A 14003-nucleotide genomic window follows, 5' to 3' on the forward strand; every position below is an offset into this window, starting at 1 on the left:
ACGTGCGCCGCGAACGGCGCACTGCTAAGTCAAATAGAGGTCGTGCCGGGGCTCACTTCTTCGGCCCCAGGCGTTTGAGCAAGGTGTCGAGGGTCGCCTGGTTCATGCCTTTGGCCAGCGGGAAGTCCGCAGGCATCAGCGAACCGGCCTGCGGGTCGAGGCAGTGTTCGACCAGCGCCTGCAAACGTTCCAGCAGGCGAGCGGGCAAACGGCTGTCGGCATTCGGCGTGACGCTGTGCCATTCGACACGCAACACGCCGTCCTCCAGCCAGGCAACCACTTCTCGGGCATGGGTCACTCGGTTCACCGGGGCCACGTCCGGCGGCGGGGTCAGGCTGCTGGCGCGCAACCAGCCCGCTGGCGTTTGCTCATGCCCCAGGTAGTTGAACAGCACATCACCGTGGCTGGCCGGTAACTCGCCGCGCTGGCGCAGCAAGCCGTAGCCGAGGCCCAGGCCAGGTACGTCACGCAAGGCTTGCTTGGCGTTGCGCACCTGATCGCCCGCGGCGCCGCTGGCATTCACTCGCAGTGGGTAAAGGGTGGTGAACCAGCCGACGGTGCGGCCGACGTCCAGCCCGGCAAACGGTGCGTCACGCCCGTGGCGCTCCAGGTCCACGACGATGTCGCTGCGCTGTTCGGCCTCGGCCAGGGTCGCGGCGAGGGCGGCGATCAGCAGTTCTTCCGGTTGGGTGCGGTAAGCCGCCTGGGATTCGGTCAGCCATTGGTGCGTGCGGCTGGCATCCCAGCGAGCCGACAGGGTCTGGCGTTCGGCGACCGTGGCCATGGGCGGCTGGTTTGCGCCGATCTGGGCACTCCAGTAGCGATGCTCGGCAGCGACCTTGGCGGCATGGGCTTGCAGGTGCTCGCTCCATTGACGATACGAGGTGGTTTTCGCCGGCAACGTCGGGCTCTCGCCACGCTCCAGTGCCGGGTACAACTGCTGGAAGTCTTCCAGCAGCGGCGTCCAGGACAGCGCATCGACCACCAGGTGATGGGCCACCAGGTACAGGCGCTGCGGGGTGCCTTCCAGCAGCGCCGCGGCAAACAGCGGGCCGTGTTGCAGGTCCAGGTTCTGGGCGACTTGCAGCAGTTGTTCCGGGTGCTCGCAGCAGGTCAACTGGGCCGCAGCCAGCGGCGCGATGTGCGCCTGCCATTGGCCGTCGACGTCGGTGAAACGCAGGCGCAGGGCGTCGTGGTGGGCGACCAGCCGATCCAGCGTGGCTTGCACGATGGCCGGCTCCAGGCGACGGTCGCTGTCGGCCAGCACCGATTGGTTCCAGTGCGCGGCCTGGACCTGTTGCTGGTCGAAGAACCACTGGTGCAATGGCATCAGCGGCATCGGTCCGGTCACGTCACCTTGTTCGGCCTGGGTCAGCAGCGCCGTGGTCACATGGGCCAGGGCCGCCGGGGTCGGCGAACGGAACAAGTCCCGTGGGGTGAGCGAATAGCCCTGTTCACGCAAGCGCGAGATCAGTTTCAGGCCAAGGATCGAGTCACCGCCCAAGGCGAAGAAACTGTCCGAGGTGCCGACTTCACGGCCGCCGGTCAAGGTGTCGCCGAGCAGTTCGCCGAACAACTGGCAGAGCAGGCGTTCCAGGTCGGTGCGCGGTGCCGCGTAGTCTTTCTGGGTGTTTGGCAAAGGCAGGGCGGCCAGGGCCTTGCGGTCGATCTTGCCGTTGGTGCTCAGGGGCAGGGCCGGGATTTGCACCCATACCGCCGGCACCATGTAGGCCGGCAGCTCGGCCGCGAGCTGGGTGTCGAGGTCCGGTTGCGCGGTGCTACTGCTGTAGAACGCCACCAGGCGGTTGTCGATGACCAGGGTACAGGCACCTGTGATGGCCGGCAGGTTCAGCAGGGCTGCGTCGATTTCCCCCAGCTCGATGCGCTGGCCGCGCAGTTTCACCTGATGGTCGAGACGTCCCAGGTATTCGATGTTGCCATCGGCCAGGAAGCGGCAGCGGTCGCCGGTACGATACAGGCGATCACCGGCCACGAACGGGCTGGCGAGGAAGCGTTCCTCGCTCAGGTCCGGACGTTTCAGGTAACCCCGGGCCACACCGACGCCGCCGATGTACAGCTCGCCGATGCTGCCAATCGGCAACGGTTGCAGGGCTTCGTCGAGGATGTACAAGCGCAGGTTGGCGATGGGTTTGCCGATCGGCACGATTGCATTGTCCGCCGAGCAGCGCCAGACCGAGACGTCGATGGCCGCTTCGGTCGGGCCGTACAGGTTGACCAGCGCCGCCGGGTGTTGGCCCATGAAGCGTCGCACCAGGTCCACCGGCAAGGCTTCGCCACTGGCGAACACCTGGCGCAGGCTCTGGCAGTCGACCAGGCTCGGCTCTTCGACAAAGGCCCGCAGCATCGACGGTACGAAGTGCAACGTCGTGACCCGTTCCTGCTGGATCAACTGGCTGAGGTAGGCCGGGTCGCGATGACCGTCGGGACGGGCAACCACCAGGGTCGCGCCAGTGATCAGCGGCCAGAAGAACTCCCACACCGACACGTCGAAGCTGTACGGGGTCTTCTGCAAGACGCGGTCGTTCGGGCCAATCGGGAAGGCGTCCTGCATCCAATGCAGACGGTTCATCAAGGCGCCGTGTTCGTTCATCACGCCTTTGGGTTGGCCGGTGGAACCGGAGGTGTAGAGCACGTAGGCCAGGTCGTGGGCCTCGACGCTGATCGGCTCGAAGGCTTCAGCGTTGGGCAACGCATCCAGCGTCCAGGCGTCATGCCCGGCTGGCAGGCGCGACAGCCATTGCCCTTGGGTCAAGGTGACCCGGGCGTCGGCGTCTTCGATCAGGAACGCCAGGCGCGCGGCAGGCAACTCCGGATCCAGCGGCAGCCACGCGGCGCCGGCATGGACGATGCCGAGCAAGGCCACGACCATCTCCACCGAGCGCTCCATGCACACCGGCACGATGCTGTCGGTGCCCACGCCGGCGGCACGCAGGGCGCGGGCAACGGTTTGTGCCCGTTGGTCCAGCTCGGCATAAGTCAGGCGCTGGCCTTCGAACACCAGTGCCGGGGCGTTGGGGCTCAGGGCGGCTTGTTGGCTCAGGGCGGTGTGCAGGTTGGTTGGGCCGCTGTAGTGGCGGTCGGTGGCGTTCCAGCGGTCCAGTTGCTGCTGATCCTGCTGTTGCGGGAACAGTTCGACCAGAGTGCGTCCAGGGCTTGCCACCAGGGCGTCAAGCAGCGCGCACCACTGCGCGCTCCAGCGGTGCATCGTCGCTTCGTCGTACAAGGCCGATTGGTATTCCAGCGCCAGCGTCATGTCGCTGCCGTCGTCCTGGATTTCCCAGCTCTGTTCAAACTTGGCGTCGATCACCGGCAGCATCTGTTCTTCGACGTTCAGCCCAGGCCATTGGCTGCTGTCCACCCGGCCATAGTTGAGGGAGAACAGCACCTGGAACAACGGCGTACGGTTCAAGTCGCGGTTTTGCGCGACGGCGCCGACCAGGGTGGCGAAGGGCAGGTCAGCATGGGCTTGGGCTGCACGCAGGTCGGCCTCGAGGCTGGCCAGCAGTTGCTCGGCCGGGGCCCGTTGGTCGACGTCGCTGCGGATCACCAGGGTGTTGACCAGGCAGGCCAGCAATGTCTGGGTTTGTGCGTGGTCACGCTGGTCCGCCGGGGTGCCGAGGCGAATCTCCCGCTGGCCGCTGTAGCGGGCCAGCAGCGCGCTCAGGGCCGTGGCCAGCACCACATAAGTGGTGGTGCCGCGCTGACGGGCGAACTGCCGGATGGCTTCGGCGCGCTGGGTGCCGAGGCGCACGTTCAGTTGCCGGGCGCGACGATCGGCTTCGGCGCCGCGTGGATGGTCGAGGGGCAGGTCGAGCTGATAGTCGTCCTGGCCCAGGTGGTTTTTCCAGTAGTCCAGGCTGTCACTGCGCCGCGCCTGGGTGTCCGGGTGCTGTTGCCACAGGGCGAAATCGACGTAGTCGATCTCCAGCGGCGTCCAGGCGGGCGACTGCCCGTTCAGGCCGGCGGCGTAGGCCTGGGTCAGTTCGTCGATGAGCAACTGCATGGCCCAGCCGTCGGTGGCGCTGTGGTGCAGGCACACCAGCAACCGGTGTTCGTCGCTGCCCTGGCGTTGCAGCAGGTGCGCACGCCAAGGCGCGGCGGCGGCCAGGTCGAACGGTGTCATCAGCTCGTCCTGGGCATTGGCGCAGGTCGCGGCCCAGTCCTGGGTTGCAACGCCAGTGACCGCGAGCGCCGGCCCGTGGTCGTCGATCAGCAATTGCGGCTCGCCGTCGACTTCGACGATACGGCTGCGCAGCACCAGGTGGCGCTGGCTGACCTGCGCAAAGGCCTCGCGCAAGACCTCGACCTGCAGCTCGCCGCGCAAGGTCAGGGCGAATGGCATGTGGTACTCGCGGGACTCCGGCACCAGGCGGCTGAGCATCCAGAACCGGCGTTGAGCCAGGCCCAGGGGCAATTGCGCCGGGCGCGGTTGCGCGCTGATCGACTCACCGGGCATGGCCGCGCGCAGATGCTCGGCCAAGGCCGCTACCGTCGGTTGGGCGAACACCAGCGGCAAGGGCAGGGAAACCCCAAGGCGCTCACGGACCCGGCTGACCAGGCGGGTAGCCAGCAAGGAATGGCCGCCGAGTTGGAAAAAGTTGTCCTCGATGCCAACTTGCGAACCACCCAGCACTTCGCTGAACAGTTCGCAGAGCACGGTTTCAGTGACATTGCGCGGCGCGGTGCGCGGCTGGTCGCTTTGGCTTTGTGGCAGCGGCGTGGCGGCCAATGCCTTGCGGTCGAGCTTGCCGTTGCTGTTGAGCGGCAGGTTATCGATCTGCACCAAGAGGCTTGGCTGCATGTGTGCAGGCAGGCTGTCGTTCAAGTAGGCCCGAAGGGTCGCCTCATCGGCGTCACCGCACCAGAAACTCACCAGGCCCTGGTCGAGCAACAAGGTGGCGGCATCGCGAACACCGGCCTGGGCCAGCAACGCAACATCGATTTCCCCCAGCTCGATGCGCTGGCCGCGCAGTTTCACCTGATGGTCGAGACGTCCCAGGTATTCGATGTTGCCATCGGCCAGGAAGCGGCAGCGGTCGCCGGTACGATACAGGCGATCACCGGCCACGAACGGGCTGGCGAGGAAGCGTTCCTCGGTCAGGTCCGGACGTTTCAGGTAACCCCGGGCCACACCGACGCCGCCGATGTACAGCTCGCCGATGCTGCCAATCGGCAACGGCTGCAGGGCTTCGTCGAGGATGTACAAGCGCAGGTTGGCGATGGGCTTGCCGATCGGCACGATCACATCGTCCGCCGAACAACGCCAGACCGAGACGTCAATGGCCGCCTCGGTCGGGCCGTACAGGTTGACCAGCGCGGCTGGGTGTTGGCCCATGAAGCGTCGCACCAGGTCCACCGGCAAGGCTTCGCCACTGGCGAACACTTGGCGCAGGCTCTGGCAGTCGACCAGGCTCGGCTCTTCGACAAAGGCCCGCAGCATCGACGGTACGAAGTGCAACGTCGTGACCCGTTCCTGCTGGATCAACTGGCTGAGGTAGGCCGGGTCGCGATGACCGTCCGGACGAGCGACCACCAGGGTCGCGCCGGCGATCAGCGGCCAGAAGAACTCCCACACCGACACGTCGAAGCTGTACGGGGTCTTTTGCAGCACACGGTCGTTCGGGCCAATCGGGAAGGCGTCCTGCATCCAATGCAGACGGTTCATCAAGGCGCCGTGTTCGTTCATCACGCCTTTGGGTTGGCCGGTGGAACCGGAGGTGTAGAGCACGTAGGCCAGGTCGTGGGCCTCAACACTGATCGGCTCGAAGGCTTCAGCGTTTGGCAATGCCTCCAGCGTCCAGGCGTCATGCCCGGCTGGCAGGCGCGATAGCCATTGTGCTTGGGTCAAGGTGACCCGGGCGTCGGCGTCTTCGATCAGGAACGCCAGGCGCACGGCAGGCAACGCTGGGTCCAGCGGCAGCCACGCGGCGCCGGCATGGACGATGCCGAGCAAGGCCACGACCATCTCCACCGAACGTTCCATGCACACCGGCACGATGCTGTCGGTGCCCACGCCGGCGGCGCGCAGGGCGCGGGCGACGGCTTGTGCTCGTTGGTCCAGCTCGGCATAAGTCAGGCGCTGGCCTTCGAACACCAGCGCCGGGGCGTTGGGGCTCAGGGCGGCTTGTTGGCTCAGGGCGGTGTGCAGGTTGGTTGGGCCGCTGTAGTGGCGGTCGGTGGCGTTCCACTCGATCAACTGGCGATGACGCTCTACCGCCGGCAACGGTGTCCAATCCCTGAGGCGGGTTTGTGGCGCTTCGAGCATGGCCTCCAGCAGTTGTTGCCACTGTTCCAGCCAACGCCGGGCGGTGGTTTCGCTGAACAGCGCGGCGCGGTATTCCAGCAACACCGACAGCACCTCGCCGTCATGCACTTCCCAGTTCAGGTCGTACTTGGTGGCCTGGGCGGTCACGGCGCGTTCGCTGACTTGCAACTGCGGCCATGGCTGGCTCGACGAATCGGCGTTCTGCATGGCGAACAGCACTTGGAACAGCGGCGTCTGACCGAGGCTGCGCGAAGGTTTCAAATGCTCGACGACCTGGTCGAACGGCACGTCCTGATGCTGCTGGGCATCCAGCACACGGTTGCGCACCTGGCCCAGCAAACCTTCGAAATCCAACGCCGGATCAAGGTCGGCACGCATGACCACGGTGTTGACGAAGCAGCCGATCAGCGGCTGCAGCTCAGCGAATGGACGCTGGGCCACCGGGCTGCCAACGCGCACATCGCGCTGGTTGGCGTAGCGGCCCAACAGCAACTGCGCAGCGCCGAGCATGAGCATGTACAGCGTGGCACCACGCTGTTGGGCGAACTGCCGCAGGCGTTCCACCAGGGCAGGCGGCAATTGCAGTTGCACCGCGCCGGCCGCCGGGGCGAGCTGGTTTGGCCGGCCCTGTTCGGTTGGCAGGTCCAGCAGGTAGTCGCCGTCCTCCAGTTGGTTGCGCCAGTATTCCAGTTGGCTGCTGAACGCGGTCTGTTGAGCGGGTTCGCGCTGCCAGAGGGCGTAATCGGGGTATTGCAGCGCCAGCCCTGGCAGTGCCGCCGGGGTGCCCTGGCACTGGGCGGTGTAGAGCTGTCGCAGTTCATCCAGCAGGTTCTGGCTGGAGGCGTCGTCGGTGGCGCAGTGGTGCACGCTGAGCAACAGCAGCGACTGTGCAGCGCCGCTGCGTTGCAGCAGCATGGCACGGACCGGCACTTCGGCGGCGAGGTCGAAGCGGCGGCCGGTTTCTGCGTGGATCGCCGCGTCGGTCAGTTGTTGCCATTGCTCGTCGCTGGTCGCTTGCAGTGCCGTTACCTGCACACTGATATCGACCTGCGGTTCGATCACCAGCGCCAACTCGCCGTCGCTATCGCGCACGATGCGGCTGCGCAGGATCTCGTGGCGTTGGACCACGCTGTTCAGGGCCGTGCGTAGGGCCTGGACGTTGAGTTCGCCGTCCAGTTGCACGGCGCTGACCACGTTGTACTCGCCGCCGCCGGTGCTCAGTTGTTCAAGGAACCACAAGCGTTGCTGTTCGAACGACAGCGGTAGGCGCGGCGGACGCGCTGCCGGGACAAAGGTCGCCGCCGGGGCGTGCAGGGGATCGCCCAGCAGCGCGGCCAAGGCGTCGAGGGTCGGGTGTTCGAACACCGCCCGCAACGGCGGCACGCTGGCGAACTGTTGGCGCAGGCGGGCAAACAGCGTCGCCGCCAGCAGCGAGTGGCCGCCGAGGTAGAAGAAATGGCTGTCTCGGCCGATCTGCGACGACGGCATCTTCAGCAGTTCGGCCCACAAGGCCGCCAGTTGCTGTTCGGCGGCGCTGCGGGGCGGATCGAGGGCGTCTGGCGCGGCTTGGATGTCCGGGGCCGGTAAGGCCTTGCGGTTGAGTTTGCCGTTGTCGGTCAGCGGCAGTTCATCGAGCAGCACGAATGCCGAGGGCACCATGTAGTCGGGCAGGCCGGCGCCAATGGTTTTGCGCCAGGCGTGGATGTCGGCTTGCTGGTCGCACGTCACGTAGGCGACCAGGCGCTTGTCGCCGGGCACGTCTTCCCGGGCCAGTACCACGGCCTGGCGCACACCCGGTTGGGCGCCGATCAAGGTTTCTATTTCCCCCAGTTCGACACGGAAACCACGGATCTTCACTTGATGATCCATGCGTCCCAGGTATTCGAGCTGGCCGTCGGGCAACCAGCGCACCAGGTCGCCGGACTTGTACATCCGTGCCCCGGCCACCGCTGAGAACGGGTCTTCGATGAACACCTTCGCGGTCTGTTCGGCGCGGTTGAGGTAACCCAGGGTCACGCCGGCACCGCCGATGTGCAGTTCCCCCGGGACGCCCACCGGCATCGGGTTGAGGAAGGCGTCGAGCACGTAGGTGCGCACGTTGGCGATAGGCCGGCCGATGATCGGCCGCAGCGGGAAGTCATCCACCGCGCAACCGGTGGCATCCACCGTGCATTCGGTCGGGCCGTAGGTGTTGAAGAAGCGGCTGCCGGCAATCGACGGCAGGCGTTGCCACAGCTGTGCGTCCACCGCATCGCCACCGAACAGCACGAAGCGCGGCAGGTACACCTCGCCACGCCGAACGCCGTCGCTTTCAAGCAGAGCCTTGAGCTGTGCCGGGGTGCATTCGAAGGCGTCCAGGCGGGTGTCGCGGAAGAAACCGGCCAGGGCCTCGGGGTCGTAGCGCACGTCTTCCGGGGTCAGGTACAGGCTGTGGCCGTCGAGCAACAGGATCAGCTCGGCCACCGAACTGTCGAAGGCGAACGAGTAGTTGAAGCTGGTGCGCATCGGCTGGTCGGTGTAGCGGCGATACAAGCCATGGATACGCGCCCAGGCCAGGTTGACCACCGAACCGTTGGTCACCAGGGTGCCCTTGGGCTTACCGGTCGAACCGGAGGTGTACATGATGTAGGCCAGGTCTTGCGGCCCGGCGAGCGGGGCCGGGTTGCTGTCCGGCTGGTTGGCGAACGGGGCCGCGTCGCTGTCCAGGCGCAAGCGCGGCAGTTCGGCGCCCAGCTGTTCCAACAGGCCTTGCTGGCCGAGGAACAGTGCCGGTCGGGCGTCCTCGAGCATGTACGCCAGGCGATCCACCGGGTAGGTCGGGTCCAGCGGCACATAGGCGCCACCGGACTTGAGGATGCCCAGCAGGCCGACCAGCAGTTCCAGCGAACGCTCGACACACAGCGCCACCGGGCTGTTGGCGCCGACGCCGCGGCTGCGCAGGTAATGCGCGACCTGGTTGGCGCGTCGGTTGAGTTCGCCGTAGCTCAGGCTGCGGCCTTCGAAGCACAGGGCGTCACGTTCCGGGGTGCGTTCGGCCTGTTGTTCGAACAACTGGGCGAAGGTCAGGTGCGTCGGCACCGCCATCTCGGTGCGGTTCCACTCGACCACGGTGCGTTGCCATTCCGCTTCCATCAGCAGCGGCAAGGCCGCGACCGGACGCTGTGGCTCGGCGAGCATGTGTTCGAGCAGGTGTTCCAGGCGTGCCAGGGTCTGGCGGGCGCTGTCGGCGACGAACAGGTCGAGGGCGAACATCAGCTCCAGCTGGATCGGCGCATTGGCCGGGCACAGCACGTGCAGGTCCAGGTCGCATTCGGAGTGCCGCAGCGGCGTGTCCAGGGCTTCGAATGCCAGCCCGGGGAAGCGCAACCGCGACTCCATGGCCAGTTGCTGGGCGACCATCACCTGGTACAGCGGCGCATGGCTGAGGCTGCGTGGCAGTTGCAGGCTGTCCACCAGTTGCTCGAAGGGCAGGTCCTGGTGCAGCAGGCCACTGCGCAGACGTTCGGCCACCTGTTTGACCAGGGCGGTGAAGCCGGCTTGCGGCTCGAAGTCCGCACGGATCGCCAGGTTGTTCAACAAAATGCCCAGCAGGCCTTCGGTGCCAGGCTGTTCACGGTGGGTGACCGGGGTGCCGACCAGCACCGTGGCATCGCCGCTCAAACGGTGCATCAGCACGGCGAAGCCGGCGAACAGGACGGTGAACGGCGTGGTGCCGAGGCGACTGGCAAAGGCCTGTACCCGGGCGCTGAGGTCGGCGCTGAGTTCACGCTGCACGATCCCGGCGCGGTAGCTTTGCACCGAGGGCCGGGGATGATCGGTGGGCAAGGCCAGCAACGGGCTGGCATCGCTGTCGCGCCGGTCCAGGGTGGTGGTCCAGTAGTCGAGTTGGCGCTTGAGTTCGGCGCCTTGCAGGTGTTCGCGTTGCCAGAGGGCGAAGTCGGCGTATTGCAGCGCCAGGGCCGGCAGTTCGGCGGGAGCGCCGTTGCAACGGGCTTCATAACCCAGGGCCAGCTCGCGCAGGGCTATGGTGGCTGACCAGGCGTCCGAGACCAGGTGATGCAGGGCGATGCCGAGCACGTGCTCGCCCGGCGCCAGGCGCAGCAAGCGCGCACGCAGCAGCGGTGGGCAGGTCAGGTCGAACGGCTGCTCGAAGGTGTCTTGCAGGGCATTGAACTGCGCGCCGGCGCGAGCGGTGGCGGTCAGCCCCGACAAGTCTTCGAAGGGCAGCGCGATGTCCAGCGCTGGGCTGATGCGCTGGCACGGCACGCCGTCGGTGCTGTGGATGCCGGTGCGCAGGATTTCGTGGCGTACCAGCAGGTCGTTCAGGCTGGCGTGCAGCGCCTCGACATTGAGTTCACCCTTGAGGTGCAGGGCGAACGGGATGTTGAACAGGGTGGTGCCCGGCGTCAGTTGCTCGATGAACCACAGGCGTTGTTGCGAGAACGACAGCGGCAGCAACGTCGGGCGTGGCTGGGCCTTGGGCACGCTGATCGCGCTGGCTTGCGGTGCGGCGGCCTGGGCCTGGCGAGTGGCGATGGCCACGGCCAGCAAGGCCACGGTCGGCTGTTCGAACAGTACCCGCAACGGCAGGTCGAGCTTGAATTGAGTGCGCAGGCGGGCAACGATCTGGGTCGCCAGCAGCGAGTGTCCGCCGAGGGTGAAAAAGTTGTCTTCCACGCCCACCGTGTCGCGCCCCAGGACCTCGGCCCAGATGGATGCCACGGCGGTTTCCAGCGCGTTGCGCGGGGCGATGCTTTGCTGGGTGTCGGCCTGCCAGTCCAGCTCCCGGGCGGCCAGGGTCTTGCGATCGACCTTGCCGTTATTGTTCAGGGGCAGTTTGTCCAGGCAGACGAAGGCCGCCGGCACCATGTACGGCGGCAGTTGCGTGCGCAGGTGTTCGCTCAGGCCGTCGCTGCCCTGGGTCTCGTCATGGGCCGACCAGTACGCCACCAGCCAGGCTTCGCCGACGGTGTTTTCCCGCAGCAGGACGGCGGCTTCGCGTACGTTGGGGTGCTGGGCGAGACGGTGTTCGATTTCCGTCAGTTCGATCCGGTGCCCGCGCAGTTTTACCTGCTGGTCGCGGCGGCCGAGGTATTCGATCACCCCGTCTGCACGCCAGCGTCCCAGGTCACCGGTGCGGTACAGGCGACCCTCAAATTGAGGGTGGTCGATAAAGGCTTCAACGGTGCGCTGCGGGTCGTGCAGATAACCGCGGCCAACGCCGACGCCGCCGACACAGATTTCCCCGGCCACGCCCACCGGCACCGGACGCAGGGCTTCGTCCAGCACATACAGGCGGTTGTTGGCCGTCGGTTGGCCGATGGGCATGTGGCTGACCTCGGCCCCCGGTGCTGTGAAGATCGGCTGGAAGGCCACGTCGTCGGCGCATTCGGCCGGCCCGTAGGCGTTCATCAGGGCGATGTCGGGGAACCGTGCGAACCAGTCGCGGGCCACGGTCGGCGGCAGGGCTTCGCCGGTAGGCAACACCCAGCGCAGGTCCGGCAGTTGCAAGTCGCACGGGCACAGCGCGAGCAAGGTGCGCATCAGGCTCGGGACGATTTCCAGCACGTTCAGGCGCTCGCTGGCGAGCACTTGCAACAGGCGTTGCGGGTCGTGGGCGACTTCATCCGGAAGAATGTGCACCGTGGCACCGAGCACCGGCGCGGCGAGGAACTGCCACACCGAAATGTCGAACGCCACCGAGGCGGTCTGGGGAATCCGGTCGGTGGCGCTGAGCCCCAGGGCCGGTACTTTGCCGAAGATGTTGTTGAGCATGCCGCGCTGTTCGATCATCACGCCCTTCGGCGTGCCGGTCGAACCCGAGGTGAACAGCACGTAGGCCAGGCTGTCGGGGTTTGCGAGCACCGGCAGTGGCGCGTCGTTGCCGGACGTCCAGCAGGCTTCGGCGAACAGCGCCTCGGGTGCCTGGTCGAGGCCGCTGAGCAGTTGATCGAGCAGGCCGCTGCAGGCTTCGCTGGCGACCAGGAGCGGGGCGCGGGACAGCCCGAGGATTTCCCGCAGGCGCTCGGGCGGGTGATTGACTTCAAGGGGCAGCATCGCCGCACCGGCCTTGAACACGGCCAGCATCATGGTCAACAGCGCCAGGCCACGGGGGGCCACCAGCGCAACCAGTTGGTCTTCACCGGCCCCGGCCTCGCGCAGGGCGTGGGCCAGGCGTGTGGAGCGCAGATCCAGCTCGGCGTAGGTCAGCGACTCCCCGTCGCAGGTCGCGGCGACCTGATCACCGCGCTGGGCGACCTGGGCGGCAAACAGCTCGGCGTAGCTTTGCTCCAGCGGAAAATCGTGGGGGTTGAGTGCCCATTCGCCCAGCAACTGCTGGCGTTCGTCGGCGGCCAGCAGCTCAAAGCTGGCCAACGGTGCCTCGGGGGCGGCGAGCATGCTGCGCACCAGGCTGGCGATGTGGCCCAGCAGGCGTTGCACGGTGGCGGCTTCGAAACGTTCGCGGTCATAGGACACGCGGATGCCCAGTTGTTCGCCCGGCAGGATCACCACGGTCAAGCCGTAGTGGGTGTGCACGCTGTGGTCCATGCCTTCGAGGCTGAACTGGAAGCCGCCTTCGAGAATCTGTTCGTCGATGGGCGCGTTTTCGAACACCAGGATGCTGTCGAACAGGGTTTCGCCCCGGGGGAAATCGCTCCAGCCCTGGATGTCGGTCAACGGTGTGTGCTCGAAGTCGCGCATGTCGACATTGAGCTTTTGCAGGTCGCCCAGCCAACTGCCGAGCGCGGCGTTCGGGTCCACCGAAACCCGCAGCGGCAGGGTGTTGATGAACAGGCCGATCATTTCCGCAACGCCGGTCAGGTCGGCCGGACGCCCAGCCACGGTGACGCCGAAGACCACGTCCCGCTGCCCGCTGTAACGTGACAGCAGCAGCGACCAGACGCCCTGGAAGAACGTGTTCGGGGTGATCCGGCGACTGCGGCAGAACGCCGCCAGTGCCTGGGTTTGCTGTTCGTCGAGGTGGATCAGTTGGTCGTCCACCAGCACCGCATCGGTGTAGCGGTCGCGGGTCACGCCGTTGTCCACGGTCAGTGGCGTGGGGGCATTGAGACCTTGCAGCTGGCCGCGCCAGAACTGTTCGGCCTTGCCCGCATCCTGGCGTTGCAGCCACTGGATGTAATCGCGAAACGGCCGCGGGCGTTTCAGCTCCGGCGTGCGGTCGTTGCACAGTGCTTCGTAGACTTTGAGGAAGTCCACGGTCACCAGGGAAATGCACCAGGCGTCCATCAGGATGTGGTGGAAGCTGCGAATGAACTCGTAGGACTCATCGCCCAGGCGCACCAACCGGAAGCGAATCAGCGGAGGCTTGGACAGGTTGAAGCCGACTTTCTGCTCGTCTTCCAGCAGCGTACGGATCCGCGCTTCCTGCTCATGGGGGGCGAGTCCGCGCAGGTCGAGGGTGTCCAGCGGCACCTTGACCTGGCGATGGATCACCTGCACCGGTTGCTTCTGGCTTTTCCACTGGAAACTGGCGCGCAGGGAAGGGTGCAGCGCCACCACCTGGCGCCACGATTCGAGGAACGCCCCTTCATCGATGGCCCCGCCGATGCGGTAGCGATCCTGCATCAGGTACACACCGGAGTCTTCGTGCAGCAGGGAGTGGAACAGCATCCCTTGTTGCAGCGGCGACAGCGGGTAAATGTCTTCGATCGGGTTGCCGGTGGTTTTTTCGGTGGTCATTGAAAGCGTCCTGCGT

General features: G+C 66.3%; 1 protein-coding gene. It reads right to left on the reverse strand.

The genetic code is table 11. The features are described from left to right. Nucleotides 1-52: 52 nt before the first annotated feature. Entirely contained in the window at nucleotides 53-13987 is a 13935-nt protein-coding gene (locus QMK47_RS12880; protein WP_320390322.1) for a non-ribosomal peptide synthase/polyketide synthase, read from the reverse strand. Between the last annotated feature and the right edge of the window lie 16 nt (nucleotides 13988-14003).

The organism is Pseudomonas sp. P9_35, assembly GCF_034008205.1.
Taxonomy (GTDB): Bacteria; Pseudomonadota; Gammaproteobacteria; order Pseudomonadales; family Pseudomonadaceae; genus Aquipseudomonas; species Aquipseudomonas kilonensis.

Bases quoted from the DNA above. Each gene is read 5' to 3' on its own strand.
- QMK47_RS12880 (WP_320390322.1), bottom strand. From the start codon at position 13,987: ATGACCACCGAAAAAACCACCGGCAACCCGATCGAAGACATTTACCCG.